This is a genomic window from Methanoculleus chikugoensis, assembly GCF_900095385.1.
Taxonomy (GTDB): domain Archaea; phylum Halobacteriota; class Methanomicrobia; order Methanomicrobiales; family Methanoculleaceae; genus Methanoculleus; species Methanoculleus chikugoensis_A.
This window is the reverse complement of record NZ_FMID01000005.1, coordinates 1-26068: the sequence shown is the minus strand read 5'-3', so window position 1 is coordinate 26068 and position 26068 is coordinate 1. Positions and strand designations below refer to the sequence as shown.

The following is a 26068-nucleotide window of genomic DNA, read 5'->3' as shown; positions in this document are numbered from 1 at the left end:
ACTAGTGCCTGCATGTTCAACTTATCACCGTTCAGGGCATCGTGGACCCGTGTACGGCTTTCGAGGGGATATCGCGTCTGGGGGAGGGGTTGCAGGGGAGGGGGGAGACCCGCCTCCCCTGTCCCCACCCCCCATGGCGATACTCCCACGGTCCAGCGTACGGGATTTTCACCACTCACACTTATCAGTGTTAGCGATGGAAAACGAGGCAACCCCTGAGCCTCCAACCACCCAATCAACCCCCTCAATCGGACCGCTTGAAGAGACCCATGACGAGCATGATCACCGGAATGACCTCAAGACGCCCGATCCACATGATCAGGATGAAGAGGAGTTTTCCCGAACCGGCCATCTCGGGCGAGACGAATCCTGTGGATATGCCGTTGTTGCACATCGCGGAGACGACCTCGAAGATCACGTTGCTCGAATCGAACGACGTCGGCTGCAGGTGCATCACCAGTATCGTGGCGACGAAGATGATCAAGAAGTAGAGCATGATCGTCAGCATGTTCCGGGAGACCTCGAGGTCGGCGATGTTCTTCGGGATCACCCTGCCATCGTACTTGAAGGGCACGAGCACCTTCCCGGAGACGAACATCCGCCGGAACCACCAGACCAGGCTCTGGAACCCGAGGACAACCCGGGAGAGTTTGATACCGCCGGCGGTGCTCCCGGATGCTCCGCCGATCACCATCAGCATCGCGAGGAAGAGGATGGTCACGCTCGCCCACTCGTTCGGGGAGGCGACCTGAAACCCGGTGCTGGTGGCTGCAGCGGCCGACATGAAGAGTGCATGGCGGATGGCCGTCGGGAGGTCGGTCGCGGTGAGCGTGACGAGGTCCCATGTTATCACGACGATCCCGAGCGCGACGAGCATGAAGAGGAGGCGTGCCTGCTGGTCACCGAAGAACTGCACGCCTTTCCGGCGGTAGAGGAGGTAGTAGAGTTTGAACGGGAGGGCGCCTGCGATCATCACCGGGACGATGAGAACCTCGAGCAGCGGGTTGTTGTAGAAGGGGATCCCCCCCGAGTGGACGGAGAATCCGCCGGTGGCGATGGCGACGAGGGCGATGTTCACCGCGTCCCAGACCGGCACCCCCGAGAGCAAGATGAGGCCGATCGACGCCGCGGTCAGCACCAGGTAGATCTTCCACATCTCGAACCCCGTCGCGACGACGCTCGGCATCAGCGCTTCCGAGCGGCCTTCCGATCGGTAGAGGCGGAACTGGGTCAGCCCGGTCCTTGAGGCCATCGCGACGGTGAAGGCGACGATCCCGATACCGCCGAGCCACTGCATCAGCGACCGCCAGAAGAGGAGTGTCCGCGGCAGGTCGTCGACCGACCGCATCATCGTCAGGCCCGTATCCGTCCACCCGGACATCGCCTCGAAGACGGCGTCGAGGTACGGGACGCCGAGCCCGAGGCAGAACGGGAGTGCGCTCACCAGCGCGATGGCGAGCCAGATCAGAGCGACCGCCATGAGCGCGGTGGATAGAGGCGCCTCACGGTCCTCGCGGGGCACCCGGAGAAGAACCGTACCGAGGATAGCGAGGACGACCGGGACGGAGGCCATGGGCAGGATCATCTCCCACTCCCCGTAGATCACCGCCACGGCAAGCGGCAGCACCGTGGCGACGCTCATGTACCTGAAGATGCTGCCGATGTCCTGTGCGATGATCGAGAACTGCTCGATCCTATCCATCGTTACACATCCGCCGGGCGCTCTTATCTAATTTATCCTGCACGGAATTCCATTTTTAGACGTCTTCGTGGAGGCAAAATCAACCCCGGCCGCATTTGCACCCGTTTTTTTCAGCCCCCGTCTCCCCGCTCTCGACCGCTCCCGGCGCGGTCTCGACGAAGATGCGTCGGTTGATGATCCGCCAGGCGAGGATGAGCTGGGCCATATCCCCGGCCGTCAGGTAGTCGCTGCCCTGGCTGAGATCGATGGGCTCCACCTGCGTCTGAATCTCGATGTTGCGCTCCAGTCTTCGCGCGACGGTGTCGTTCAACTCTCCGTCGAACGTGAGCGCCCCCATCGCCTTCCCGCCGACGTCCTCGATGGTGAACTCGACCATGAAGTCGCGCTCGGAGAGCGAGAGGAGCCCGAAGAGATCGATGGAGAGGTCGACGTCGCCGATGCTCTGTTCAAGCCTGCTCTGGCAGAGGGTGACGCGGTAGACGTTACGCTCCTCGCTCACGTCCCTGCCGTACTTCGAGAAGGCGATCCGGATGACCGCATCCGCAAACAGGCACTGCGGCGCGACGTACCGCTCGTAGTCGGGTTTGCGCTCCTCCATCTCCCGGAGGACGGCCTCGACCGAGTAGCCTCGCCGCTCCACATCGCGTTTGATCTTCCAGGCGCGTTTGACGTCGGGGTCCGGGTCGACGTAGAGTTTGAAGTCGATCAGGTCCCGGAGCGTCCTGCTGATGAACGGGTGCAGCCCTTCAAGGATCAGGATCTTCGTGGGGCTGAAGGGCACCGGGGGATCGAACTGCCCGTTGTCGTGGTTGTAGACCGGTTTCTCGATAGCCCTTCCCGCCTTCAGTTCGGCGAGATGCTCCTCTAAGAGGTCGAACCGGTTCGCCTCGGGGACGAGCGGAGTTATCCCGAGAGCCTTGCGCTCCCGGCGGTCGTACCGGTGGTAGTCGTCGATGGTGATGGTGGAGACCAGGTCGTCCCCGAAGATCTCCCGGATCGCCCGGGTGAAGGTGGTCTTTCCGGATCCGCTGTCCCCCGCGACGCCGATGACGAAGACGTAGGGCGACTCGGCAATCACTCTCTTGAAGTCGGATGGAGGCATGGTGCAGCTCGAAGGTTGGTCGGCACCGGAGCGTGTTAAGATTTCGGTGCAGGCCAACCGGTTCGGGAACGGGGCGGCAACCGTGAAAAAGGATAGGATGCCTAGGAGGGGAGGACCCCCGCCTCCTGGTGCATCTTCTGGATCTCGTCGGCGAGCCGGTCGAGCGCCGCGAAGTCCTCCTCCTTCGGGCGGCCCTTGATATAGACCGGTTCGAGCACCTCGACCTTGAGCCGGCCGAGCATGCCCGCCAGGGTATCGACTGTCTTCCCGCCCCAGCCGTAGGACCCGATCACCGAGACATACCGGGTCTTCGGGCGAAGGAGGTTCGCGAGGTACGCAGCGTAGACCGCCTGCGGGTGGGGGCCGAAGATGAGTGTCGGGGTCCCGATCACGACCGTCGCAGCGTCTACCAGGGCCTTTGCAAGTTCGCCGATGTCGGTCTTCGGGAGGTTGAACGGCTGGACCTCGACACCCCGTTCCATCAGGGCGCCGACGAAGTGGTCGACCATCGCCTGGGTGCTCCCGTGCATGGAGACGTACGGCAGCACAACCGTGTTCTTGACGTCGTCGCCCGTCCAGTCGCGGTAGGCATCCATGATGAACGCCGGCCTGTCATAAACGGGGCCGTGGCTCGGGGCGATCGTGGCGATATCGCGTGATTCCAGGTTCGCAAGGTGCCCTTTGATACTTGACCTGAAGGGCATCATGATCTCCGCGTAGTAGCGCTTTGCGGACTCGTAGATCGTCGCCTCATCGGGGACGTAGAGGGAACTCGTCGCGTAGTGCGAGCCGAATAAGTCGCAGGAGAAGAGGATCCGGTCTTCCTGGAGGTAGGTCAGCATCGTCTCCGGCCAGTGGACCCAGGGAGCGATGATGAACTCAAGCGTCTTATCTCCGAGGGCGAGCGTATCGCCGCCATCGATGACGATGACCTGATCGGCGGAGATGTGGAGGAGGTCGACCAGGAAATCCCGGCACTTTGCGTTCGTCACCACCTTCGCCCCCCGGAACCGGTCAAGCATCGCCGGTATCGAGCCGGAGTGATCCTGTTCGGCGTGGTTGGCGATGATGTAGTCGATCTTCTCGACGCCGAGCCGGTCCAGGTTTGTCGTGAGGTCCGTGAACTTCGGCGGGTTGACGGTGTCGATCAGTGCCGTCTTCTCGCTGCCCCGTACGAGGTAGCTGTTGTAGGAGGTACCATCGGGGGTCGGGATCAACTCATCGAAGAGCCGGAGGTCCCAGTCGATGGCCCCGACGGAGAAGACGCCCGGCACAATCTCACGCGGGGTCATGCGCTGCCTCCCGCGGAGGCACTCGGGCAGTAATACCGTGTATGTGAGTGGCTTCCTGACATTTTTCACGCTCCATTGACTGCAACCGGTCGCGGTTTTCCACCGTGCCGGTCGGTAAACGCCTATTCAGCCCGAACGCAGATAACGGTTTCGTCTTCCTTACCGGGTGGGGAGGCCGGTCTGTCGTTCGCCCCGGCCCCCCTCCCTCCGGACGGTGTTTGCATAGAGGTGGGCCTGCCGGGTCGGTTCCGGGAGCCGGTAGCCCCGTGCGGCCGAGAGGACGAGGTCGACCGCCTGCGAAAGATCGATCCGGTGGCCCACCGAGACGTAGACGGGTTTCACCCGCTCTTTCGTCCGTACCGCCATCCCGATCGTCTCGCCGTCGCGGAGCATCGGGGCGGTCGAACCCCTCTCCGCCGCGGGCTCGGCCGCCGTGCCGACGAGGAGACTCTTTGCGACCCCGACGGTGGGGCGGTCCAGGAGGACGCCCATGTGGCTCGCGATGCCGAGTCCCCGGGGGTGGGCGATCCCCTGCCCGTCGAAGAAGATCACGTCCGGATCGGAACGCAGTCGCCGGAACGCTTCGATGAGGGCGGGGCCTTCCCGGAAGGTCAGAAGACCGGGGATGTAGGGGAACGTCGTCACGGCGGCGGCAAAGACCCGTTCGACGACGGTGAGATCGGGGTACCTGAGGGCGACGACGACCGCGTGGATGACGCCTGAGCCCCTCGCGTAGGAGGCGTCGGCGCCGGCCACGAGGGAGACCTCCCCGGCATCGCCGGAAGGCCTGACCTGCTCCCGGAGTCTCGCCTGGAGGCGGATCGCCTCCGCCGGGGTCAGGTCGAAGGGGTGAGTCTCTCTGATCTCCATGGCCGTCTCCCGTTGCACGGATGTAGGTAATGTCGTATCCCTGCTTTATATGCTTGGGAGGCGCGACCCTCCGCGGGTAACGTCCCACGAGCTGCGGTGATCCGCTTTGCCATGCAACTGCTCTCGCGATTCCCGGCCTCTCTGCGGTGATCGCCACGATGATTCCCGGGACGGCCCCCGGTCTCCCGGCGCTTGCGAGAGACGTGACGGAAGGCAACGGGGATCGCCGGGGAACCGCGGCCGGCGTGGGGAGAGCCCGGAGTTCACCGACCGGCGAGGCATTTTTATACGTGAAGATTGGGTACGGCCAGAGTCTTCTCAGGAGCGTGGATGATATGGCACGATGGGTCTGCAGTGTCTGTGATTACGAGTATGTTGAGGAGGCGGGAGACCCGGCTACCGGGATACCGCCGGGAACGCCCTTCGAGGATCTTCCCGGGGACTGGCGGTGCCCCCGCTGCAGCGTGGGAAAGGAGGCGTTCGTGCGGGCCGGCGAGGAAGAGGTGGGGACGAATGACGAAGACTACCTCTGAAGGAGCCGCCATGACCGTTGCCGACGTGCTGGTCTCGGAACTCGCGGCCTGGGGGATCACCCTCTACTTCGGTATCCCCGGTTCATCGTCGCTCCCGCTCGTGGACGCGGTCAGGAGGAACCCGGATGCACGGTATATCGTCGTCCGGCACGAGCAGACCGCGGCCCTCGGCGCCTCGGCCTACAACAAGTTCACAGGGAAGGTCGCTGTCTGCCTGACCATCGCCGGCCCGGGGGCGACGAACCTCGCCACCGGCCTCTACGACGCAAAGGAGGATCGGGCGAGCGTGCTCTCCCTGAACGGGCAGGTGCAGGCGCAGTATGCCGGCCCCGGCGGCGTCCAGGAGATCGACCAGGACGCGTTCTTCCGGCCGATTGCGGTCTTCAACAACACCGTCGCCGACCCGTCGACGGCGGTCAAACTCCTGACCCGGGCGCTCCGGTACGCCATCGTCGGCCGCGGCGTCGCCCAGCTCTCTCTCCCGAACGATATCCAGAAGGAGCCGCTCGAACCCGCCTACTGCGAACGCGAGACCTGTCTTGCGTCGGTCACGGCGGCCCCGGCCGACGAGGCCGTCCGTGCGGCGGCGGAGGCGATCGACGGCGCCGCCCGGCCGGTCATCCTCGCGGGCTTCGGCGCCATGCGTGCGGCGGGAGCAGTCCTCGAGCTCGCGGAGACGATCCGGGCGCCTGTCGTCACCACCTTCAGGGCGAAGGGCATCCTCCCCGACGAGAACGAGTGGGTTGCCGGGGTGCACGGCCCGCTCGGGACGCCGCACGCCCAAAGGATCGTCGAGGAGTCCGACCTGGTGATCGCCTGCGGGGCGAGTTTCTCCGACTTCACCGGGATTCCCCGGGAGATACGGGCCGTCCACATCGATATCGACCCGCTCCAGCTCGGCAAGCATCCGCTCGCGGCAGGGGTCTTCGGCGATTGCGCCGTTGCCGTACCGATGATCCGGGAGCGGGTCAGGCCGCGGGAGGATACGGGGGCCCGGGAGTGGCTCGCGGAGCAAAAACGGGAGTGGTTTCGCCACCTCGACCGGGAGGCCGACCCGGAGGCGGTCCCGATCCGCCCGCCCTATATCATGAAAATCCTCTCTGAGACCCTTCCGGAGGACGCGGTCATCTCCCTCGACGTCGGGGAGAACCAGTGGTGGTTCGGGAGGAACTTCCGGATGAAGCGGCAGCGGTTCGCGATGTCCGGCTACCTCGGGACGATGGGGTTCGGGCTCCCCGGGGCGATTGCGGCGAAACTGGCCTACCCCAATGCGACCGTCGTCTGCATCACCGGGGACGGAGGGTTCTCGATGGTCATGGCCGACTTTGTCACGGCGGTCAAGTACGATCTCCCCATTGTCGTCGTGATCATGAACAACCACCAGCTTGCGATGATCCGGGAGGAGCAGCGGGAGGCGAACTACCCGCCCTACGGCGTCGAACTCACCAATCCCGACTTCGCGGCGTATGCGGAGGCCTGCGGCGGCGTCGGGATACGGGTGGCCCGGCCGCAGGATCTCGCAGATGCCGTCCTCCGGGCGGTGCGGATGAACAGGCCCGTCGTCATCGATATCGAGACCGATCCGGTGCGGTTCGGGTAGTCAGGCGCCCCTCGATTCCCGGTACCCCCGGCCGTATGCGGCACGCCGTTCATCCGAAATCTATAAGTATCGTGCAGGGGAATGAAGGGCCGAGGGTAGATGTGAACACCCCGGCCACGGCTGCGCAGCCTGCGAGGCCCATGCCGGGTAAGCGCGGATCTCCGGATGTCGATCCGGGTGGGAGCATCGGTATGCCGTTCTTCGCTCCACGCTGAGGGTTCCCGGGAGCCTGTTCATCGAACGGGCGTTCGGGGTAAACTTGCGGCGAACCGGATCCGCTCCGGTTCACCGTTCTTCTTATGGTCGCCGGTCGGCCGGATCTTTTGCCGCTTCAAAAAGAGAGGTGGGGTTGCATCATTCGCAGCAGAGATAGTCGTAGAGGAACGCGGCGAGCAGCGCACCGATGATGGGCCCGATGATGTAGATCGGGAAGAACTCCCAGAGGCTCTGGCCGGCAAGCAGCCAGTCCCCGAGGTAAGGCCCGAACGTACGGGCGGGGTTCAGCGACGCGCCGGTCAGGTTCCCGATCGTCGTGATGATCCCCGCGACCGCGAGACCCACCAGAAGCCCGGCAAAGCCCGGCGTGGCCCGTTCGTCGACGGCGACGCCCATGATGACGAGCATCAAAAGAAACGTCCCGACCGCCTCGATGACGATCGCCTGCAGGTAGCCGATGCCGGGGAAGGGCGTTGTTGCCCCGAGTCCCCCGATCGTGACGGCGTCCGGGCCGACCGCCCAGGCAAAGAGCAGGCTCGCGGCGGCCGCGCCGACGAGCTGTGCGGCGATGTAGGGGGCGACGTCGCGGCCGGGGAGCCGGCGGGTCGCAAAGAGGGCTATCGTCACCGCCGGGTTGATGTGGCAGCCCGATATCCTCCCGAACGCGTAGATCGACCCGGCGATGGCGATACCGAAGGCGAGTCCTATGGCGAGCCAATCGCCGAGCCCCCCGAGCGCCCCGATCCCTATGTTGAACGGGGTTGCCGGGGTCGTTCCCGCGGCGAGCATCAGCGTGACGACCGCGGCGCCGGCACCGAAGAAGACCAGGATGAACGTCCCGACGGCTTCGGCGACGCATCGTTTTCCAAGAGATGTGGTCATGATTACACCAGATACACAAGGTACTCCTTTCTAATGGACATCAGCCCAAAAAAAGGGCTTGAGAGTGCTCTTACTTCGCATACAGGGCATTGTAGCACGCGGGGCAGAGGATCCGCGGCAGCGGAGTCTTCACCCGTTTGCTGGGGAGCGGGTAGCCGCCCTCCCAGACGTCGACATCCTTCCGGATGGCATGCTCCATGCAGAGCCCCATACCGCAGACGATGCAGATCGCCACCGCCTCGCTATCCTTCCCCTCGAGGGCGCAGTAGTAGCACTTCATGGTCGCTCCCTCTATACCGCCTCTTTCCACTGGCAGTACTGGTGCCGCATGTCGACCAGGCACGCAGAGGCACAGTTCTTGCAGGCTCGCACCGGGGCGGCCGCCGTCTCCTTCTCGAGAGCGATGATGTTCGTCATCATCGTCGCGGTCACCGGCTCGCTCGTCAGGAGGCACGGGTAGTCGGCAAGACTCATCAGGGCGGCGAACCGGACGGTTATGGCACAGGCTGCGTAGACGTACCGCTGCGGGTTCATCAGCACCTCGTTCTTGCCGATGGGCGAAAGGTCGACGGGGTACTTGCCGACCATGGGGACCAGTTCCTCACCGGATCCGTTCCGCATCCGCTGTGCCTTGTCGAGGATCTTCCACCCGCGGTAGATCATGTCCATGAAGTCGCAGTTGTGGAGTTCCGCCGCCGCGCCCCGGGACGGGTAGAGCTGGACGTAGTTGTGGAACCGCCTCGTGAGCAGGTCGACGACCATGGGAGCGTTGAACCCATCGAGCTGGAGGAGGTACTCGGTCGCGGCGGCAGACGACCCGGTCGCGACCGAGAGGATGTCCCAGTAACTCTTGTAGGAGTCGAGCGATTTCCGCAGCGACGACTCCATCACGTCGGTGACCGCCTCGATCGTCGCCATGACGACGTCGTCCTTGCACATGTTGAAGGTCGACTGCGCGATGTGGTGGGAGACGTCTCCGACGCTGTAGGCCGGGACGGTCAGGATGTTGCCGTAGTGGACGCCGTCATCCATCGCCGCCTTGATGGTCGCCTCCATCCGCCGCCGATACTCGCTCATGTACTTCCGCTGGTCAAAGGAGGTCATCCCGGCATCATCCATCAGCTCCGCCTGGGCGTTGACCGGCTCGAGGTAGAGTTTCTGCATGGTCGCGATCTCTTTTGCCGTCGCCTCGGCGTTGGTGGCTCCTGCCTCGAGGGCATGGGAGAAGTGCTCGCCAAATCCATAGGAGGTGTTCATGCCCCATGATTTGGCGGCGAGGATCGCCCGTTTGTGCTCGACCGGGATATCGGTCTTCAGGAGCACCCGGTTCACGACGTTGCTAGTGCTCCCCGGGATCAGCGCAAAGTCGACGACGCAGGTAGGGCCGTAGAACCCGCCGTAGTGCCGCACCGCCTCAAGGCTGATCAGGGATTCCGAGTCCGCGATAGCCTGCACAAAGGCATCGACGCTCTTTGCGAACGCTTCGTCCTGTTCCTTCAGGATCTCGAGCACCACGGGGGTCTGGTAGTGCTCGACGAACGGGTCGTCTTCGGGGCGGACAGTCGTTGTAAGGCCTTTCAGAATCTCGTAATGCGAGACCACCGAGTTTTTGTGGAGGTCGATGACCGCCTGGCTCTGGTTGCCGATCGCCGTCATCGTCTTCACCGCGTCGACGTAGGGTTTTGTGTCCTCGATCACGAACTTCTGGCCGCGTTTCACCTTTAACGTATCCACGTCCGCCCGCTGGGCGGTCATGGCCTCGTTTATCATCTTCTCGTAGAGTTCTTTCATATCAATCACCTGTCAGGGTAACGTTTAACGGCGGTCCGGCAGGGCCACCGTGGTTATAGGGCGACGCTGGGTGACGGAAGGGAGTCGGTTCCGGGAAGAACCCGGATGAACCGGGAGAACGAAAGGTCGATAATAGTCTGGGAGACTGAACGGTAATCAGAGATTGTGCCTGTCCGCTTTCGGTCCCTGCACTCCCCATCCTGTCTTGAAGGCCTGGGAGTTCTTTATCAATTGGCTTACTTGATCGTTCTGGCATATATCTGTTGTGTCGTCTCCCGATGCACCATTATAGAATGGAGGAGGTCGCTTTCCGGGATTCGGCGCCGTTTTGAGACATTATCCGGGAGGGTAATGCATCAGGCCTGTCAGAACCAGGCATCGAGCGTCTTCTGCGTCGCTTTCACCGAGACCTTGGCGAGAGCGGCGCTGACCCGTTCCTCGGAGAAGTCGTAGCGGCCGGAGAGCATCTCGATAACCCCGTCGACGTCCGGCGACCTCCATTCGAGGGTATAGTCGTCGGTGACCGGCGGGTCGAGGAAGAAGTCCCGGACGGGAGCGGGATCGAACTCGGGCTGCTTCTCGGCGATCGCCTCCTCGAACCCGCCTTTTTGAACGATCTTCAGGGCGGTCTTGCCGCCGACGCCCCGGATTCCGGGGTTGAAGTCGGTGCCCACCAGGATACCGATCTCGACCAGTTGCTCTCTCGTGACGCCGAGGCGGTCGAGGAGGGAGGAGAGGACAATCCGCTCGGGGTTCACGGCGATCGTCCGCCCCCGCATCTTTCGTCGGCCGCTGACGGTGAGGTTTCGCACCAGCACCGGGGAGCCGAAGAGAAGCGAGTCGTAGTCCTGGGAAACCGCGTAGGTGACTTTCCCCTGCCGCGCCATATGGGCCGCCTGCGCTTCGCCCTCGCTCGGCGCCTGCACCCAGGGGATGCCGAGCAGGTCGAGGAGTTCGCGGGACGACGCGATGGTGTGGCTGTCGATGCGGGCGGACGCGCTCGCCTGCTTGTAGGCCTCCTCCATGTCGCCCTCCCTGAGCGCCGTCTTCCAGGCATCGTCGGCCCTGGCGCGGAGTTCGCGCCGCTCGTCGATCGTCTCCTGCTTGAACTCCGGGGGCTTCCCGTCGAAGACAAAGACGGGGCGGATCCCCTTTTCGAGGAAGTTCACCGTCCGAAAGAGGATGCCGGAGAGGTGCGAGGTGACCCGGCCCGCACCGTTCATAAGCGGAGTGCCGTCCGGCTGCCGGATGATGGAGAGGAACTGATAGAGCGCGTTATGGGCGTCCAATGCGGCGATGCCCGATAGATCGTCCCACGTCAACGCCTCTTTACTGTCTGCCAGGATATCTCGGATAGCAACGCCCATGCTTACCTAGTCATGAGAGAGGGAGATGCCATTAAGATGGCGATCCGGTTCACCGGTACATCCGCCGGGAGAGGCCGTCGACGATCTCCTCGATGTGGCTGACGGTGTTGTCGTATCTGGCGGTCATCGTCTTCCCCATCTCCTCCATGTTCACGCGCATGGTGCGCTCCCGCTGCACGACGCTCTGCTCGAGGCTCACGATCTTCATGCCGAGAGAGATGAGCAGCCCCCCGAGGGAGAGCATCATGAACGTCGCAGCAACCGCTATGATCAGGTCCTGCCAGAATCGCATCACCAGCACGACGGTGGAGACTACCATCACGATGGTGAGAACGATATCGCCGATGAGTTCGCGAATCTCCATAATTTAAAATGATGAGGATGCATTAATTAACCTACCTATCATGGGTGGAGTTTTGTGATGGAGATACGCGACTGGCTGCCTCTTCTCGGAATGGCTCTGATGCTTTTGTTCGTCCAGATCATCGCCATCATCCTCGTCATGCCCATGCAGGCGGCGGGGCTTGTTGCGTTTGAAGATCCCGAATCGGTGGCGAATCCCCTGATATTCATAGGGATGCTGCTCGCCTTTACGCTGGTCCTGCTCTTCCTGCTCCGGACGGGCGGGCGGCGGTTCATCGCCCTCTTTATCGGGTTCGCCCTCTTCATGACGTTCCTCTACATATTCGGCGCGCTCTCCCTCCTTCTGTTCGGGGCGACCGCCGCCGCCGCGGCAGGGACGCTCATCGGCGCCGTAGCGGCGACGGCGCTCCTCTACCTCTACCCGGAGTGGTACGTCATCGATACCCTCGGCGTGCTGATCTCCGCCGGGGTTGCGTCCATCTTCGGGATATCGCTTGCCGTCCTGCCGGTGCTCGTGCTGCTCGTACTGCTCGCGGTCTACGATGCCATATCGGTCTACCGGACAAAGCACATGATCACCCTCGCCGAAGGCGTCCTCGATACAAAGGCGCCCATCATGGTCGTGGTCCCGAAGAGAGCGGACTACTCGTTTAGAAAAGAGGGGCTCAACATCGGCGGCGGGGAGGAGCGCGGCGCATTCGTCATGGGCATGGGCGACCTCATCATGCCCTCTATCCTCGTGGCGTCGTCGCACGTCTTCGTGGACGCGCCTGCGGTCCTCTGGACCCTCTCCGCCCCGACACTCGGCGCGATGTTGGGATCGCTTGCAGGGCTCGCGGTGCTTCTCTACTTCGTCAACAAGGGCAATCCCCAGGCGGGGCTCCCGCCCCTGAACGGTGGGGCTATTGCCGGGTTTCTGGTTGGGGCGGCTCTCGCAGGCTCGTTTTTGTGGCTTCCTTTCTGAATGCGAGCAGGAGATCGAGCACTTCCTCCACTCCCTCTCCCGTGAGCGTGGACATCGCCGGGTAACCCTCGAGCCCCCGGATATCCGCCTTGTTTGCGGCCGTCACCACCGGCACGTCGAGGAGTCGTTGTAGTTCCTCGAGGAGCCTGTTCTGGTCGTCGAGCGAGTAGCCGCAGTGTTCGCTTGCGTCCAGGATGAAGAGGACGACGTCGGCCGTGTTGGTGATGGCGCTGACCGCCTGCCGCTCGATGAGGTTCCTCTCCTCTGCCGGACGTTCGAGGACGCCGGGCGTATCGATGAACTGGATCCGGTCGCGCTTCCCGATCTCCCGGTGGCCGACGATGATCCCTTTGGTGGTGAAGGGGTAGGCGGCGATCTCGGGTTCCGCCGTCGAGACGAGCCTGATGAACGAGGACTTCCCAACGTTCGGGAATCCCGCCACCACCACGGTGAACTCGTCCTCGCTGACGTGCGGGAGTTTCCGCAGGATGTTCCTCGCTTCGTTGAGGTAGAGGAGGTCGTCACCCACCTGGTGAACGATCGAGGCCATGCGGGCGACGGCCTGCCGCCGTTTTCGGTCGGTCTCTTCCGCTTTGCGCATGCTGCGGGCGTAGCCGGAACCGATGACCCTGACCTGGTCGGCCGCCCAGGTGACGGCGCCGAGGGACTTCTTCAGCCTATCAAGCGAGACCAGGATATCGGCCGCCTCCTGGTAGAAGGGGGAGAGCCGTTCGAAACTCGGGAACGAGGTGACCACGCTCTTTAGTTTGTCATGGATGGCGCTCCCGACCGCCCGCACGAACTCCTCGTTCGCGGTATCGATGTTGGTCTTTAACTTCTTTTTGGCTGCCGCTCTCCGGAGACTGCGGTCGAGCACTTCGTCCGCCGTCGGAACGGTCGGGATGGTTTCGAATTCCACGTTACGCACAACCTAATGTATTTAAACAACGTATAATCACTGATAATTATGGAGCTCTCTCCGATTCAGAAGGACATCTTGATAACGCTGATTACCCTATACCATCAGTCTTCCCACTCTATAAAAGGTGAGGAGATCGCGGAGGTGCTGAAGCGCAACCCCGGTACCGTCCGCAACCAGATGCAGGCCTTGAAAGCCCTCGGGCTGGTCGACGGGGTTCCCGGCCCGAAAGGAGGATACAGCCCGACCGCAGGAGCTTACCGCGAACTGAATCTCGGGGATCTCGAGCACCAGTTCGAGGTGCCGATCTTCCGCGACGGCGAGAAGGTGAAGGGCGTCCGTGTCGCCGAGCTCGGGTTCACCACCCTCTGCCACCCGGACCTCTGCCAGGCGATGGTCCGGATCATCGGGAGCGTGAAACTCTTCCGCATCGGGGATATGGTCTCGATCGGGCCCACGCCGGTGAATAAGCTCCTCGTCCGCGGCGAAATCTTCGGGATGGATGAGAACCTGCAGGCGCTTCTCATCAGCGTCTCCGAGATGATATCCCTCCCCAAACAGCCCATTAAGCACTATATGAGCGCCCCGCTCCTGACCCTGCCGCTCACCGCCACCCTCCGCGACGCCGTTCACCTCTTCAATACCCATCATATCCACGGCGCGCCGGTGATGAAGGACGGCGGCGACCTCGCGGGTATCGTAACGCTGAGCGATGTCGCGCGCGCCCTGGATGAGGGTCTGACGCTGGATACGCCCGTCTCAGAGGTCATGACGGCCGATGTGGTGGAAGCGCCGTCGTCGATCCGGCTCTACGAGCTCGTGGGCCGGTTCAAGGAACGGGAGATTGGGAGGCTGATTGTGGTCGAGGACGGCAAGCCCGTTGGGATCGTTACCCAGACCGATATAATTCGGGTCTTTCCCTCACTTTGATCCCCTCCCCGTTCGAAATTTGGTGGTCCAACCCCTCTGGCGACAGATAAGTATTTATATAAGAATACCTATGGTGCTTCTGTCAAACGAGTTCTGTGGGTGAGTGCATTCCACAGAACTCAATGAAAAGGGGGAAAATGGATCATGACTGATATACCTCTGGCACCTGTTGGCAGAATCGTAAAGAAATCCGGCGCGGAGCGGGTGAGTTCCGATGCCAATGAAGAACTCGCAAAGCTGATGGAGCAGTACGCCTCAAGGATCGCGAAAGAGGCGATCAAGCTGGCGGGTCACGCGGGCAGGAAGACGGTCAAGGCAACCGATGTCCGGATGGCGGCCGAAACCGTGAAGTAACCCTAAAAATCTTTTTTGTAACCTTACCGGGCCGGCATGCCTGGCTCCGGTTAATGATGGTCTCTATACCCTGCTCTCTTCCACTGCGGAGACGGTAGCGCATGCACTCCGGCAATAATCTGCAACGCTCGTTTCCGTGATTTTATGGACTTTAAAAGATTTAAATAGTACAAACGCCCCACGGTTTTATATGAGTAAAACCTTCTGCCGTTCCCTTGCCAAGAAGAGAGTGATGAGTAACGATGGCATGCTCATCGGGACTATCAAGAATATCATCGTCGACCTCAACACGGGGCAGGTTGCCGACCTGCTCGTCAAACCGGACGAGACGTTCAAGACCGACGGCTACAGGACGGACGGGGACAAGATGCTCGTGCCGTTCGAGGCGGTGAAGGACATAAAAGATTATGTCGTCGTCGACCGCTACCTGCTGAAGAGATAGGGATAATACTTTTTTACCGCTTCCACGAATCCGTCCCCGTAGGCCCCTTCGGTGACCCAGTCCGCTGCCGATCGGACCGCGGCAGGGGCGTTTCGCACCGCGACGCCGAAGCCGGCGGCTTCGAGCAGCTCGATGTCGTTCTCGGAGTCGCCGATGGCCATCATCTCGGAGGGGGATAGCCCCATCTCACGGGCAAGTTCCGCGAGCGCCGTTCCTTTGCTCACGCCGGGGGTCTGGAGGTGGATTGCAAACCCGGTATCGAGCACCCGGACGGGGAGGCCGTGGTCGCGGATGACCGCTCTTGCCTCGTCGGGGTCGATGTTCCGGGCGAAGGCAACGTCGGCGAACCGGTACTGCGCGCTGTAGAGTTCGAGTTCCACGCCCTTCCCGGCAAAATAGTCTTTAAGGACGTCGAACGCAGCGAGGCAGGCCTTCTTGTCGCCCGGGACGCGGAGGGTGCCTGAATACCCCCTCCGGTAGACGCCGCCGTTCTCGCCGATGATCGTCCCGTCCGTCCCGACCATCTTGCAGAGGCCGTCCATGAAGCAGACGGTGTTGCCGCTTGCGAGCACCACCTCAATCCCGGCGTCGACGAGGGTCCGGACGGTCTCGACGGCGGCGGTGTTGATCCGCCGCCGCCGGTCGGTGATGGTGCCGTCGACATCCGTTACAAGCGCCTTCAACACTGCCTGAGCCCTGCCTGCTCGACTATGAACGCCGCCTCGCCCTCGGGGAGGTTGGGGCTGTCCACCAGGCGGGCGACCCTTTTGCCGCCCTTGCTTTTGCGCAGGTAGATCCGGAAGGTTGCGGTGTGCCCGACGATGTTGCCGCCGATCGGTTTCGTGGGGTCGCCGAAGAGGATGCCGGGGTTCGACATCACCTGGTTGGTCACGAGGCCGACGGCGTTGTGGTCGTCGATCAGTTTCAGGAGGTCGTGCATGTGGCGGTTCAGTTTCTGCTGCCGGGGAGCGAGGGTGCCCCGTCCCGCGTACTCCGACCGGAAGAGCGACGTCAACGAATCGATGACGAAGAGCCTTACCGGGTAGTCGGAGTTCCGCAGGTCGTTTGCGAGTTCCCGTGCGGTCTCGAGGAGCAGCATCTGGTGATCGGAGCTGTGCGCCCGCGCGACGTGAATCCGCTCGAGTACTTCCTCGATATCACCGAGATCCGCTTCTTCGGGGATGCCGGCGAGCATCTGCTCGATACGCTCCGGCCGAAAGGTGTTCTCGGTGTCGACGTAGATGACCCCGCCGTGGAGCCCGCCGAGCTCTTCGGGGAGCTGGGCGTTGACGGCCATCTGGTGGACGAGTTGGCTCTTCCCCGACCCAAACTCGCCGTAGACTTCCGTTATCGCCTGCGTCTCGAGGCCGCCGCCGACCAGTTCGTCGAACTCGGGCACCAGCGTCTGGAGTTTCTTGATATCCTTCCTCTTATCGAGGATATCCCGGCCGGTCTTGAACCCCCCGATATCCGCCATCTTCCGTGCGGCAAGGATTACTTTCTTTGCGGTGGCCTCGCCGATCTCCGCTGCTTCGGCGAGGTCCGCCGTGGTGGCCGTCGCAACGCTCTCGACGGTCCCGTATCCGGCTTCGCGGAGCTTCTCGGCAGTGGTCGTTCCGACGCCGGGTAAATCTTCAAGATCAATCTCTGACATCTCATTCCTCACTTGATCTCTAGGTCTGTTTGCTACACTAGAATCTCTAGCCGGAGACATAAAGGTCGCTTGCCGTGCGGGGTGAAAGTGAAGATCAGGATCGGGGTTGCCCGGAGATCCGATCCAGGCGGCGTTGCAGGTCGTCGGGATCGGGTTGTACGGCCTCGAGACTGCTCGGGCTGATCACGCCCCTGTGCACCGTGCCTCTCGCGCGGACGGTGTATCCGACGGGAAGCGGTTCACGGAGGAGGTAGCAGGCGTCGCCGGCGTCGAGAGCGGTTCCCTGCCGGGTGGCGATGACCGTCCCCGTCACCTCGATCTCCTCCTCCTCGCTGAGGACGACGAGCGCGCTCCCCCACGAGAGGTGCACCTCGAGATCGCCGTACCGCCCCCGCCGTGCGGTTGCGTTGTAGGCTAAGAGCCGGTCGCCGGGCATCAGGTGCTCGTCCGCCTTCTCGCCCCAGACGACGACCGGGATCTCGCCGGCCGGGTCGGCGATGACCAGGTTCCTGACCGAGGACTGCCGCCCGTTCCGCGTGACGAACGAGTGAGGGGGCTGGACGGACACCACCGTCCCGGCAAGCGAGTAGGTCCCGCCTTCCTCGATGTCGGCGATGCTGTTCATGGGGAGATCGATCTTCCGGTCGGAGGGCGTGACGGACGCGGACTCGCCGAGGCTGTACTCGATCCCCCGGTCGCTCTCGCGGGCGACCGCCCCCCGGATGACGACGTTCTCTCCCGGCTCCACCCCGAGGAGGACGTCCGGCGCCCAGGCGACGAGCCGGAAGACGCCGTCCTCGTTTCCGATCACCGCTTCGACCATCTCGCCGGGCGTTCCGTCGCGGCGGGTGAACGTCCGCGGGTTCTCGATCGCGATCAGCCGGACCTCGAGATCCCCCGCCGGTCCGGGCCCCCCGGGAGCCGTGGTCTCCTCGCAGGTGATCTCGCACGCCGCCTCCTGGACGGCGACGGCGGTGATGTCGGGGATCTTCCCGCCGCCTTTCGGCCGGCCGAGGATCTCGAGGATGTCGCCCGCCTCTATCTCCGCGACCGCGGCGGCCTTCTCGTCCCAGAGGGTCAGCCTGGCCCTTCCGGTCTCGTCGCCCACCGTCACGTTCGCGACGATCCCGGGGGCGCCGTCGGGCCGCTCGAACTCCCGCGGCTCCCCGACGGAGAGCACCTTTGCAAAGAAGCACGCGAGGCTCGGGGCCGCCGCGAGGTCGCGTATACGGATGTGCGCCCGTCCGAGATCCCTGACGACCAGCATCGCCGCCGTCCGTTCGTCGAGGAGGTCGCCCGACTCAGCCACCTTCTCCTCCACCCGCCGTTCGAACTCTTCCTTTCCGAGGAGGTCGTCGACCAGGAGGTAGTGGAACTTCACGGCTGCGGCTCCGTCCTACTCCTGCCAGGGCACCGTCACCATGGGGGCGGTCATGTCGTCGATCGTCTCGGCCCGGCGCATCAGGGCGGCCTCCTTCCCCGCGAGGAGCACTTCGGCGCACCGGGGGCGGCTGTTGTACTGCGACGACATCGCAAACCCGTAGGCCCCGGCGTCGAGGACCGCGATGAGGTCGCCGGCGGCAAGTTCGGGGAGCATCCGGTCTTTCGCGAGGATGTCGCCGGTCTCGCAGATCGGCCCCGTGACGGAGTACTCGCGCACCGCGGGAGCGTCGGCCTTGTTCGCCGCGACGACCTCGTGGTAGGAGTCGTACATCGTCGGCCGGACGAGGAGGTTGAACCCGGCGTCGACGTTCGCAAATGTCTTGTGAGCGGTCTTGACGGAGTTGACCCGTGTCAAGAGGATCGTCGAGTCGCCGACGAGCCACCGGCCGGGCTCGACCCAGAGTTCGGGCTCGATCCCGAGGTCCTTGATGCCCCGGAGGAAGACCGGCATGATTGCTCCCGCGTATTCTTCGGGCGTCGGCGCCCGGTCGGTCTCCCGGCGGTAGGGGATGCCGAGGCCGCCCCCGATATCGATGAACGAGGGCTCAACGCCGATATCGATGAGGTCCCGGGCGACGTCGATCAGCACCTCGACCTCGCGGGCGAACGGCTCCACGGCGAGGATCTGCGAGCCGATGTGGCAATGGATCCCGACCGGGTTTACGTGTTCGAGCGCGAGCGCTTCCTTGTAGGCATCGAGGATCGCTCCCGCCGGGATGCCGAACTTGCTCGTCGCAAGCCCCGTCGCGATCTTCGGGTGGGTGGGCACCTCGATCGCCGGGTTGACCCGGAACGCGATATCGACGGTTCTTCCCTCTTCGCCGGCCGCGCGGTCGAGCTGCCGGAGTTCGTCGGGCGAGTCCACGGAGACGCGGATCCCCTTCTCGACCGCGAGGGCGAGGTCGGCGGGGGTCTTCGAGCTCCCGTTGAAGAGGAGGGATTCCGGGCGCATCCCGGCACCGAGGGCGAGCGCGACCTCACCGGCGGAGAAGACGTCGGCTCCGGCGCCCATGGATGCGAGGATCTTAAAGACCGCGAGGTTGCCGTTTGCCTTTGCGGCATAGAGGATGCGGATTTTGGGATAATGGGCGGTGAGTGCGCCGGAGAGCCGTCCGAAGTTCTCGCGGATCCGGTCCTCGCTCGTGACGTAGAGCGGGGTGCCGAACCGTTCGGCGAGGTCGACCGTGTCGTGCTCGCCGATCCGGAGGCGGCCGTCCCTGACCGTGAGGTGCGAGGGGAGGATCACAGGTCGATCCCCCGCATCCGGTCGACCGCCTCGTTGATCCGGTCGATCGACCGGGTGATCGCGAACCGGACGAACCCTTCGCCGTTCTTCCCGAACCCGACGCCCGGGGTCGCGACGATCCCGGCCTGATCGAGGAGTTGTGCGGAGAACGCCATGCAGTCGTCGACCGGCGCCCAGACGTAGAAAGTGGCCTTCGGCGCCTTGACGTCGAGCCCGAGTTCGGTGAGTCCCTTCACGAGTACGTCCCGGCGCTCCTGGTAGATCGAGCAGGCCTTCGCGACACAGTCCTGGGGGCCGGTCAGCGCCGCGATCGCGGCGTGCTGGATGGCGTCGAACGCGCCCGAGTCGACGTTGGTCTTGACCCGGCCGAGCCCTGCGACGATATCGGGGTTGCCGCAGGCCATCCCGATCCGCCACCCGGTCATGTTGTAGGTCTTCGAGAGCGAGTGCATCTCGATCCCGACCTCCATCGCGCCGTCGGCCTCGAGGAACGAGGGCGCCTTATAGCCGTCGAAGGTGATCTCGGAGTAGGCGTTGTCGTGGACGACGACGATCTTGTGCTCCCGCGCAAACTCGACGACCTCCTCGAAGAACGAGAGGGGCGCGATTGCGGCGGTGGGGTTGTTCGGGTAGTTGATAAAGATCAACTTCGCCTGCTTCACGACGTCGGCGGGGATATCCTCGAGCACCGGGAGGAAGTCGTTCTCCGCACGGATGGGCAGTTCGTGGACCTTCCCTTCGGCAAAGAGCGTGGAGGTCTTGTAGACCGGGTAGCCCGGGTCGGCGGCAAGGACGACTTCGCCCGGGTTGACGAAGGCCTCGGCGATGTGCGCGATGCCTTCTTTCGACCCGATGAGCGCGAGGGTCTCCTTCTTCGCGTCGAGGTCGACCCCGAACCGGGCCCGGTACCACTCCGCCACCGCCTCGCGGTAGGCGAGCATGCCGGTGTAGGAGGGATAGTGGTGGTTCTTCGGGTCACGTGCCGCGGTGCAGAGCGCCTCCACGATGTGCGGCGGGGTGGGGAGGTCGGGGTCGCCGACCCCGAGGTCGATGACATCGACACCCTGACGTCGTTTCTCCTCTTTCATCTCGTCAATGCGTGCAAAGAGGTAAGGGGGAAGGTGATCCATGCGTCTTGCGTACATTACCAGATATTGCGCACGGGAGCCTATGTATTTTCTCACTCACGTTTCCGGCCCCCGCCGCCCCGCGACCGGTAACGCTGATACGCTCCCGGAACCAACGCTTTAGCGGATATGAACGACCTGGAAGAGCGCACCCTCTATATGGATCACGCGGCGACGACATTCATGAAGCCCGAGGTCCTCGCGGCGATGGCCCCGTACTTCTCGGAGCACTTCGGCAACCCCTCATCCCTCTACCGGTTTGCCGGCGAGCCCCGGAACGGTGTGGAGGCAGCACGGGGGCAGGTTGCGGCGGCGATCGGCGCAGGCCCTGAGGAGATCTTCTTCACCGCCGGGGGCACGGAGGCCGACAACTGGGCGATCAAGGGGGTCGCTCTTGCGAACCGAAAGCATGGCGACCATATCGTCACCTCCGCGATCGAGCACCACGCTGTCCTCCACACCTGCGAGTGGCTGGAGCGGCAGGGGTTCTCGGTCACCTATCTCCCCGTCGACGAGTTCGGGCGGGTCGATCCGGGCGACGTCGAGGAGGCGATCACCGATCGGACGATCCTTGTCTCGGCGATGACCGCAAACAACGAGATCGGGACGATCCAGCCGGTCGCCGAGATCGGCCGCGTCGCGCACGACCACGGCGTTCTCTTCCATACCGACGCCGTCCAGGCGATCGGGGCGGTGCCTATCGACGTCGATGCGATGAATATCGATCTCCTCTCCCTCTCCGGGCACAAGTTCTACGGCCCGAAGGGGACGGGGGCGCTCTATATCCGGCGGGGGACCCGGGTCGAGACCCTGATCCACGGCGGCGGGCAGGAGCGGCGACGGCGTGCCGGGACCGAGAACGTCCCCGGGATTGTCGGGCTCGGGCGGGCGATCGAACTTGCGACCGCCGATATCGCGGGACACAACCGCCGGATTGCCTCGATGCGGGATAGGTTGGTCCGCGGCATCCTCGATGCGATCCCGGACTCGCGGTTGAACGGCCACCCGACCGAGCGCCTTGCGAACAACGCGAACTTCAGTTTCCGCTACGTCGAGGGGGAATCGATCCTGCTGCTCCTCAATGCCCGCGGGATCTGCGCATCCACGGGGAGCGCCTGCTCCTCGGGGTCGCTTGAACCCTCGCACGTCCTGCTCGCGATCGGGCTCCCCCACGAGGAGGCGCACGGTTCGCTCCGGCTCACCCTCGGCGATGCGAACACGGAAGACGACGTCGACTACGTCCTCGAAGTGCTGCCGGAGGTGATCGGGCGGCTGCGGGAGATATCGCCGTTGACGCCGCCCTCGCCCCGGGTGCCGGAGGCCGAATGATGTATACCGAAAAAGTGATCGAAGAGTTCACGAACCCGCAGAACGTGGGCGAACTGGCTGACGCCGACGGTGTCGGCGAGGCGGGAAGCCCGACCTGCGGGGATACCATGAAGATCTACCTCAAGGTCGAGGGCGACCGGATCGCCGACGCCCGGTTCCGGACGTTCGGGTGCGCGGCGGCGATTGCCTCGAGTTCGGTGGCCACCCGGATGATCCTGGGGATGACGCTCGCCGAGGCGTGGAGCCTCTCGAACGCCGAGGTGCTGGACGCCCTCGGCGGCCTTCCGGAGCCGAAGGTGCACTGCTCGCTCCTCGCCCCCGACGCCATCCGGGTTGCGATCAACGATTACCGCGTCCGCCGGGGGCTCGAGCCCTGGGAGAGGAAGTCCTGCTCTGGTGGGGGCGACTGCGGTTCCTGCCCCAAGAAGGGTTAAATACGGATGTTACGAAGGTAAATCATGGTTCTCCCGGAATTCGTCGTGGTCTTCTGCACCGCCCCCGCCGGGGAGGCGGAAGACCTCGCAAGAGCGCTGGTCGACGCACGCCTCGCCGCATGCGTGAACGTCACCGGCGTGCAGTCCTTCTACCGGTGGGAGGGCGCGGTCCAGGACGAGAGCGAGCGGCTCCTCGTCGTGAAGACAGAGCACCGCCTGCTCGATCCGCTCATCGAGCGGATACAAGAACTGCACAGTTACGACCTCCCCGAGATCATCGCCATGCCCATCGTCGGCGGCTCCGCCCCGTACCTCGACTGGATACGGGAGGAGACGGCCTGATGGAGATCGTTCGCCGCACCGGCATCCGGGTGACGGGCGAGGGCGCGCAGGAGGTGAGCGACTCGATCATCGTCGAGGGCCGCGTCCGGCTCTTCCTGAACGGCGACCTCCTGACGACCCTGGTGGCGAGCCACGACCGTCTTGACGACCTCGGGGCGGGGTTCGTCATCAGCGAAGGGATCGTCGATGAGGTCGACTCGGTGAGCGTCTCGGGATGCGACGTCTATATCACCGCCCCGGCCCGGCGAGACCTCGAACTCGCGACGGAGTCGTCCGGGGGCTCCTGCGCGCTCGGCGAGCCGAGGACGGTCGAGTCGTCGATCACCATCACGGCGGACGGCATCCGTGCGGTCACGGCATCGATCGAGTCCGAGACCTGGCGGAAGACCGGCGGCGTCCACTGCTCGGTGCTCTTCTGCGGCGGCGAACTCGTCACCCGTGCGTGTGATGTGGGGAGGCACAACACCGTCGACAAGGTCGTGGGCTACGCGGTCCTCCGGGGGCTCGACCGGTCGACCTGCATCCTCGGCTGCACGGGCAGGCAGCCGGCGGGGATGGTTGCGAAGGCGGCGAACGCGGGTATCCCGATCGTCGTCTCCCGCGCGGCCACGACCGACCGCGGCATCCTGACGGCGGAGAACGCAGGGCTCACCCTGGTCGGGTTTTCGCGGGGGGAGCGGTTCACGATCTACACGCACCCCGAGCGGGTGCCGGAAGTCCTCGAAGAACTGGAGAAGACCAAGAAATGACGGAGAAGAACGAACAGACCGCACTGCTCCTGCTCGGGTGCCCGCAGGTGCCCGTCCAGACGAGCATGGTGCTCTACCTAGCGCACGGCCTCTCGCAGCGGGGAATCCGGCCGGTGATCGCCGGGACGACGGCGGCACGAAGATTGATGGAGGTGGCCGACCCGGGCCGGCACTACCTCGGTGAGATGAACGATCTCGACGAGATGATCGACGAGATCACGGAGAAGAAGCGGGACTTCGACCTCTGCTTCGTCTTCATCCACAACGATTCCGGGATCGCGTATGCCGGGACGATGGCCTACATATCGAAGGCGCGGGTCTACGCACTCATCTTCGGGGAGCACGCGGAAGAGCTCGCGGGGGAGATCGAGTTCCCCTGCGAGATCGTGGCGGCGAAAGCGACCCACAACCCGATGCCGCTGAAGCGGAGACTCGAGGAGGTGATGCAGTGGGCGGCTGTCTCGAAGCGATGAAACCCGAGATCCTCCTCTCGCAGACGACATTCAAGGATGCGCGGGAGTACATCAAGAAGAACGTCCGGGAGTACCATGAGGTCGAGCCGGGCTACAAGATCTTCGATGTCCACATCATCGGTGTGCCGCCGCTGTATGTCGGCGTCGACGGCGAGCGCCTCATCTTCCCCTACACCAAGCCCTGTCATGGGACGTTCGTGGTGAAGGTCCCCGGCGGTGCGGAGATTGCACGGTTGCGGGCGAGGCAGAAGTAACCCTTTTTTAGAACCCGTAGCGTTTGTCCCGGCCGTCCAGTTGCACCGTTGCTTTGCGCGGAACCCATAAGGCTAGTGGCATCTTCGCGCCTGATAATGTTCGAGTTCCTGCCTGGACGGTAGTCGCACTCACAAACCATCACACCCGGGGTGAGGCTATATCCCCACGGCGCACGCGAAGCCGCGAAGAACGCGAAGGGTCGCCACAAACTAGATGCAGGAGTTCGCGGCTTCGCGCCTTCGCGTGAGGCAACTATGCAGGGGTGATGCATAATTAGGAGGTGATTCGTCCTCTGGGGAAGGATTTCAACAAAGCCGGTTTTTTCCTTAAATGAGTATATTGATAGAGACTCCTGGGAATCCCCTTACAAAAATATGGGGGCAATCTGCCCCGGTTCATCGATCGCGGAGTCAATCGTATTTCTTGAAGAGGGCGGGGTTCTGCCGTATGATCCACCACCGGCGGATCAGGTAGCCGGCCCCGATCAGCACCAGGAGGCCCCCTCCGGCAAGGGCGACCGTCCCGAGCGGGAACTCAGGCGCCGCATCGCCGGCCGGCACGGCCGCGGTCTCTGTTGCGGTGGGTTGTGTCGTCGCCTGCGGCGGCGTCTGCGCCGCGGTCGGGGTCGTTATGGCCTCACCGGCCTTTTCGATCCCGGTGATCGCGAAGAGCGAGAACCCGGGGGTCGTCGCCCTGAAGGTGATCGTCGACCCGCTGTTGTCCACGATCCACGTCGGGAGGGTCTCCCACGCCGTGCCGTTGTAGCGGTAGAGCACGACCTCGCCCGGGATGAATCCGTGCTCCGCGAGCCACGCGGCCGGGACGGTGAAGGTGATGTTCGCCCCGGTGATCGCCTCGAACCGGGCCGGCGTCAGTTCGACGTACTGGTACGGGACTCCCGGTACCGGGGGGATGCCGGTCCCCGGGGAAGACTGTACCCGCCCGGTGACGATGAACGTCTTGAGCCCGGTGCCGGTGACGTTGACCTTGCTCACGGCGGAGTCGCCGCCGACGTTATAACTGCCGTCCGGCCCGGCCGTCGTGCCGCCGCCGCCGCCGCTGTAGACCGGCTGGCTGGTCGGAGTTGCGGTTGCGGTTGGAGTCGGCGCGGGGGAGACCGTGATGTAGTTAATCTTTCGCGTGGCGTTGTAGCCGTCGGGGTTGAACGCCTGCAACGCTACCGGGTAGGTGCCCGGGGCGGTATAGGTGTGCGATGGACTCTGAGCGTTTGATCCGGCGGGCTGGAGCTGCCAGACGTCGTTCTTCATGTTCCCGGCAGGGTCAAACCCGCCCATGAGTACGATGCTCCCGTCCGGCATATCGCGACGGCAGTGTGACCGTATCTTCTCGACCATCCGGAGCTTGCGTTCACGCATGTCCAGTTCCCGCCGCCATCGGTCGACCGCCAGGCGTCATTATTCAGCACGGTACTAGCACCACCCATGAGTACGATGCTTCCGTCCGGCATCGCGACGGCAGTGTGACCGTATCTTGCCGACCACACGGAGCTCGCGTTCACGCACAACCATGTTGTCTCGCCGTAGGGCAACCGCCATACGTCGTTCAGCCAGGCACCGCCATACCCGCCCATGAGTACGATGCTTCCGTCCGGCAGCGCGACCGCCGCGTGGCTCCACCGGGGCGTCCACCCGGCATCGGGTAACCGCGTCCAGTTCCCGCCGCCATCGG

29 protein-coding genes are annotated in these 26068 nt (G+C 63.8%); 12 read left to right on the top strand and 17 right to left on the bottom strand.

Features of this window, described 5'->3' with window-relative positions; translation table 11 throughout:
• Nucleotides 1–244 precede the first annotated feature (244 nt).
• The 4 genes from L21_RS01360 to nfi all read right to left on the bottom strand — a co-directional run bounded on the left by L21_RS01360 (nt 245) and on the right by nfi (nt 4966).
• Nucleotides 245–1702 (bottom strand): TrkH family potassium uptake protein, encoded by a 1458-nt coding sequence (locus L21_RS01360; RefSeq protein ID WP_074368714.1) that lies wholly within the window; start codon nt 1700–1702, stop codon nt 245–247.
• A 79-nt stretch (nt 1703–1781) separates the two neighbouring features.
• Entirely contained in the window at nt 1782–2861 is a 1080-nt protein-coding gene (locus L21_RS01355) for a phosphoribulokinase (protein ID WP_305954461.1), read from the bottom strand.
• A gap of 44 nt (nt 2862–2905) precedes the next feature.
• A complete protein-coding gene (locus tag L21_RS01350) occupies nt 2906–4096 on the bottom strand; it encodes an FprA family A-type flavoprotein (protein ID WP_074368712.1) in 1191 nt (396 codons plus the stop codon).
• Between the two features lie 159 nt (nt 4097–4255).
• On the bottom strand, nt 4256–4966 hold the full coding sequence (gene nfi / locus L21_RS01345; RefSeq protein WP_074368711.1) for a deoxyribonuclease V: 711 nt from the start codon (nt 4964–4966) through the stop codon (nt 4256–4258).
• A gap of 158 nt (nt 4967–5124) precedes the next feature.
• On the opposite strand from nfi, the gene L21_RS14520 reads away from it, so the two are divergent.
• Nucleotides 5125–5499: a rubredoxin gene (locus L21_RS14520; protein ID WP_305954460.1), complete on the top strand. Its 375-nt coding sequence runs from the start codon at nt 5125–5127 to the stop codon at nt 5497–5499.
• Complete coding sequence (locus L21_RS01335; RefSeq protein WP_074368710.1) at nt 5480–7099, top strand: thiamine pyrophosphate-binding protein; 1620 nt, start codon at nt 5480–5482, stop codon at nt 7097–7099. The genes L21_RS14520 and L21_RS01335 overlap by 20 nt, the downstream gene beginning before the upstream one ends.
• 354 nt (nt 7100–7453) lie before the next feature.
• Here L21_RS01335 and L21_RS01330 read toward each other — a convergent pair whose 3' ends face one another.
• The 5 genes from L21_RS01330 to L21_RS01310 form a co-directional block, all read right to left on the bottom strand.
• Nucleotides 7454–8197 (bottom strand): MIP/aquaporin family protein, encoded by a 744-nt coding sequence (locus L21_RS01330; RefSeq protein ID WP_074368709.1) that lies wholly within the window; start codon nt 8195–8197, stop codon nt 7454–7456.
• 70 nt (nt 8198–8267) lie between these two features.
• The gene (locus tag L21_RS01325) at nt 8268–8477 is read right to left on the bottom strand and encodes a DUF2180 family protein (RefSeq protein WP_074368708.1); all 210 of its coding nucleotides are present in this window, start codon (nt 8475–8477) and stop codon (nt 8268–8270) included.
• 11 nt (nt 8478–8488) lie between these two features.
• Complete coding sequence (locus tag L21_RS01320; RefSeq protein ID WP_074368707.1) at nt 8489–9988, bottom strand: DUF2193 domain-containing protein; 1500 nt, start codon at nt 9986–9988, stop codon at nt 8489–8491.
• Nucleotides 9989–10353: 365 nt separating this feature from the next.
• Entirely contained in the window at nt 10354–11355 is a 1002-nt protein-coding gene (gene fen, locus L21_RS01315; protein ID WP_074368706.1) for a flap endonuclease-1, read from the bottom strand.
• Between the two features lie 49 nt (nt 11356–11404).
• A complete protein-coding gene (locus L21_RS01310) occupies nt 11405–11719 on the bottom strand; it encodes a hypothetical protein (RefSeq protein WP_074368705.1) in 315 nt (104 codons plus the stop codon).
• Nucleotides 11720–11776: 57 nt separating this feature from the next.
• Between L21_RS01310 and L21_RS01305 the strand changes: the two genes are divergently transcribed.
• Entirely contained in the window at nt 11777–12682 is a 906-nt protein-coding gene (locus L21_RS01305; protein ID WP_074368704.1) for a presenilin family intramembrane aspartyl protease PSH, read from the top strand.
• Here the strand turns inward: L21_RS01305 and L21_RS01300 are convergent.
• Nucleotides 12621–13601 (bottom strand): NOG1 family protein, encoded by a 981-nt coding sequence (locus tag L21_RS01300; protein ID WP_074368703.1) that lies wholly within the window; start codon nt 13599–13601, stop codon nt 12621–12623. The two genes, L21_RS01305 and L21_RS01300, sit on opposite strands and share 62 nt — an antisense overlap.
• A 48-nt stretch (nt 13602–13649) precedes the next feature.
• On the opposite strand from L21_RS01300, the gene L21_RS01295 reads away from it, so the two are divergent.
• The 3 genes from L21_RS01295 to L21_RS01285 all read left to right on the top strand — a co-directional run bounded on the left by L21_RS01295 (nt 13650) and on the right by L21_RS01285 (nt 15327).
• On the top strand, nt 13650–14531 hold the full coding sequence (locus L21_RS01295) for a CBS domain-containing protein (RefSeq protein ID WP_074368702.1): 882 nt from the start codon (nt 13650–13652) through the stop codon (nt 14529–14531).
• A 144-nt stretch (nt 14532–14675) separates the two neighbouring features.
• Nucleotides 14676–14885 (top strand): histone family protein, encoded by a 210-nt coding sequence (locus L21_RS01290; protein ID WP_011844756.1) that lies wholly within the window; start codon nt 14676–14678, stop codon nt 14883–14885.
• Nucleotides 14886–15075: 190 nt separating this feature from the next.
• A complete protein-coding gene (locus L21_RS01285; protein WP_074368701.1) occupies nt 15076–15327 on the top strand; it encodes a PRC-barrel domain-containing protein in 252 nt (83 codons plus the stop codon).
• Here the strand turns inward: L21_RS01285 and L21_RS01280 are convergent.
• From L21_RS01280 to L21_RS01260, 5 genes are all read right to left on the bottom strand, one after another.
• Nucleotides 15309–16013 carry a phosphoglycolate phosphatase gene (locus tag L21_RS01280; protein ID WP_074368700.1) on the bottom strand — a complete coding sequence of 235 codons (705 nt, stop codon included), beginning with the start codon at nt 16011–16013 and terminating at the stop codon, nt 15309–15311. The two genes, L21_RS01285 and L21_RS01280, sit on opposite strands and share 19 nt — an antisense overlap.
• Nucleotides 16007–16981, bottom strand: a complete 975-nt coding sequence (gene radA / locus L21_RS01275; protein ID WP_074368699.1) for a DNA repair and recombination protein RadA — start codon at nt 16979–16981, stop codon at nt 16007–16009. The genes L21_RS01280 and radA overlap by 7 nt, the downstream gene beginning before the upstream one ends.
• Before the next feature lie 94 nt (nt 16982–17075).
• On the bottom strand, nt 17076–18362 hold the full coding sequence (locus L21_RS01270) for an OB-fold nucleic acid binding domain-containing protein (protein WP_074368698.1): 1287 nt from the start codon (nt 18360–18362) through the stop codon (nt 17076–17078).
• Between the two features lie 15 nt (nt 18363–18377).
• Nucleotides 18378–19670, bottom strand: a complete 1293-nt coding sequence (gene lysA, locus L21_RS01265) for a diaminopimelate decarboxylase (protein WP_074368697.1) — start codon at nt 19668–19670, stop codon at nt 18378–18380.
• Nucleotides 19667–20815 (bottom strand): LL-diaminopimelate aminotransferase, encoded by a 1149-nt coding sequence (locus L21_RS01260; RefSeq protein ID WP_074368696.1) that lies wholly within the window; start codon nt 20813–20815, stop codon nt 19667–19669. Before L21_RS01260 ends, lysA begins: the two co-directional genes overlap by 4 nt.
• A gap of 111 nt (nt 20816–20926) precedes the next feature.
• On the opposite strand from L21_RS01260, the gene nifS reads away from it, so the two are divergent.
• Genes nifS through L21_RS01230 form a run of 6 tightly spaced genes read left to right on the top strand, consistent with a single transcriptional unit; the run spans nt 20927 to nt 24378 of the window.
• Nucleotides 20927–22126, top strand: coding sequence for a cysteine desulfurase NifS (gene nifS, locus L21_RS01255; RefSeq protein ID WP_074368695.1), 1200 nt, complete (start codon nt 20927–20929; stop codon nt 22124–22126).
• On the top strand, nt 22126–22560 hold the full coding sequence (locus tag L21_RS01250; protein ID WP_218600620.1) for an iron-sulfur cluster assembly scaffold protein: 435 nt from the start codon (nt 22126–22128) through the stop codon (nt 22558–22560). The genes nifS and L21_RS01250 overlap by 1 nt, the downstream gene beginning before the upstream one ends.
• A 24-nt stretch (nt 22561–22584) precedes the next feature.
• Nucleotides 22585–22902, top strand: a complete 318-nt coding sequence (gene cutA / locus L21_RS01245; RefSeq protein WP_074368693.1) for a divalent-cation tolerance protein CutA — start codon at nt 22585–22587, stop codon at nt 22900–22902.
• Nucleotides 22902–23651 (top strand): formate dehydrogenase accessory sulfurtransferase FdhD, encoded by a 750-nt coding sequence (fdhD, locus tag L21_RS01240; protein WP_074368692.1) that lies wholly within the window; start codon nt 22902–22904, stop codon nt 23649–23651. Before cutA ends, fdhD begins: the two co-directional genes overlap by 1 nt.
• Entirely contained in the window at nt 23648–24124 is a 477-nt protein-coding gene (locus tag L21_RS01235; protein ID WP_074368691.1) for a DUF1890 domain-containing protein, read from the top strand. Before fdhD ends, L21_RS01235 begins: the two co-directional genes overlap by 4 nt.
• On the top strand, nt 24121–24378 hold the full coding sequence (locus L21_RS01230; RefSeq protein ID WP_074368690.1) for a DUF1894 domain-containing protein: 258 nt from the start codon (nt 24121–24123) through the stop codon (nt 24376–24378). The genes L21_RS01235 and L21_RS01230 overlap by 4 nt, the downstream gene beginning before the upstream one ends.
• A gap of 411 nt (nt 24379–24789) precedes the next feature.
• Here the strand turns inward: L21_RS01230 and L21_RS01225 are convergent, their stop codons facing one another.
• Both L21_RS01225 and L21_RS14570 read right to left on the bottom strand, forming a co-directional pair.
• The gene (locus tag L21_RS01225; RefSeq protein ID WP_083608684.1) at nt 24790–25755 is read right to left on the bottom strand and encodes a PGF-pre-PGF domain-containing protein; all 966 of its coding nucleotides are present in this window, start codon (nt 25753–25755) and stop codon (nt 24790–24792) included.
• Nucleotides 25644–25979, bottom strand: a complete 336-nt coding sequence (locus tag L21_RS14570) for a Kelch repeat-containing protein (protein WP_463508163.1) — start codon at nt 25977–25979, stop codon at nt 25644–25646. Before L21_RS14570 ends, L21_RS01225 begins: the two co-directional genes overlap by 112 nt.
• Nucleotides 25980–26068: the final 89 nt, after the last annotated feature.

What these genes read in the sequence shown, in the direction of transcription:
- L21_RS14520 (WP_305954460.1), top strand. Translation starts at nt 5,125, where the DNA reads ATGATTCCCGGGACGGCCCCCGGTCTCCCGGCGCTTGCGAGAGACGTG.
- radA (WP_074368699.1), bottom strand. Translation starts at nt 16,981, where the DNA reads ATGTCAGAGATTGATCTTGAAGATTTACCCGGCGTCGGAACGACCACT.
- L21_RS01225 (WP_083608684.1), bottom strand. Translation starts at nt 25,755, where the DNA reads ATGCGTGAACGCAAGCTCCGGATGGTCGAGAAGATACGGTCACACTGC.
- nifS (WP_074368695.1), top strand. Translation starts at nt 20,927, where the DNA reads ATGAACGACCTGGAAGAGCGCACCCTCTATATGGATCACGCGGCGACG.
- L21_RS01260 (WP_074368696.1), bottom strand. Translation starts at nt 20,815, where the DNA reads ATGTACGCAAGACGCATGGATCACCTTCCCCCTTACCTCTTTGCACGC.
- cutA (WP_074368693.1), top strand. Translation starts at nt 22,585, where the DNA reads ATGGTTCTCCCGGAATTCGTCGTGGTCTTCTGCACCGCCCCCGCCGGG.
- L21_RS01310 (WP_074368705.1), bottom strand. Translation starts at nt 11,719, where the DNA reads ATGGAGATTCGCGAACTCATCGGCGATATCGTTCTCACCATCGTGATG.
- L21_RS01250 (WP_218600620.1), top strand. Translation starts at nt 22,126, where the DNA reads ATGTATACCGAAAAAGTGATCGAAGAGTTCACGAACCCGCAGAACGTG.
- fen (WP_074368706.1), bottom strand. Translation starts at nt 11,355, where the DNA reads ATGGGCGTTGCTATCCGAGATATCCTGGCAGACAGTAAAGAGGCGTTG.
- L21_RS01285 (WP_074368701.1), top strand. Translation starts at nt 15,076, where the DNA reads ATGAGTAAAACCTTCTGCCGTTCCCTTGCCAAGAAGAGAGTGATGAGT.
- L21_RS01350 (WP_074368712.1), bottom strand. Translation starts at nt 4,096, where the DNA reads ATGACCCCGCGTGAGATTGTGCCGGGCGTCTTCTCCGTCGGGGCCATC.
- L21_RS01305 (WP_074368704.1), top strand. Translation starts at nt 11,777, where the DNA reads ATGGAGATACGCGACTGGCTGCCTCTTCTCGGAATGGCTCTGATGCTT.
- L21_RS01330 (WP_074368709.1), bottom strand. Translation starts at nt 8,197, where the DNA reads ATGACCACATCTCTTGGAAAACGATGCGTCGCCGAAGCCGTCGGGACG.
- L21_RS01235 (WP_074368691.1), top strand. Translation starts at nt 23,648, where the DNA reads ATGACGGAGAAGAACGAACAGACCGCACTGCTCCTGCTCGGGTGCCCG.
- nfi (WP_074368711.1), bottom strand. Translation starts at nt 4,966, where the DNA reads ATGGAGATCAGAGAGACTCACCCCTTCGACCTGACCCCGGCGGAGGCG.
- L21_RS01230 (WP_074368690.1), top strand. Translation starts at nt 24,121, where the DNA reads ATGAAACCCGAGATCCTCCTCTCGCAGACGACATTCAAGGATGCGCGG.
- L21_RS01320 (WP_074368707.1), bottom strand. Translation starts at nt 9,988, where the DNA reads ATGAAAGAACTCTACGAGAAGATGATAAACGAGGCCATGACCGCCCAG.
- L21_RS01335 (WP_074368710.1), top strand. Translation starts at nt 5,480, where the DNA reads ATGACGAAGACTACCTCTGAAGGAGCCGCCATGACCGTTGCCGACGTG.
- L21_RS01360 (WP_074368714.1), bottom strand. Translation starts at nt 1,702, where the DNA reads ATGGATAGGATCGAGCAGTTCTCGATCATCGCACAGGACATCGGCAGC.
- L21_RS01290 (WP_011844756.1), top strand. Translation starts at nt 14,676, where the DNA reads ATGACTGATATACCTCTGGCACCTGTTGGCAGAATCGTAAAGAAATCC.
- L21_RS01295 (WP_074368702.1), top strand. Translation starts at nt 13,650, where the DNA reads ATGGAGCTCTCTCCGATTCAGAAGGACATCTTGATAACGCTGATTACC.
- L21_RS01325 (WP_074368708.1), bottom strand. Translation starts at nt 8,477, where the DNA reads ATGAAGTGCTACTACTGCGCCCTCGAGGGGAAGGATAGCGAGGCGGTG.
- fdhD (WP_074368692.1), top strand. Translation starts at nt 22,902, where the DNA reads ATGGAGATCGTTCGCCGCACCGGCATCCGGGTGACGGGCGAGGGCGCG.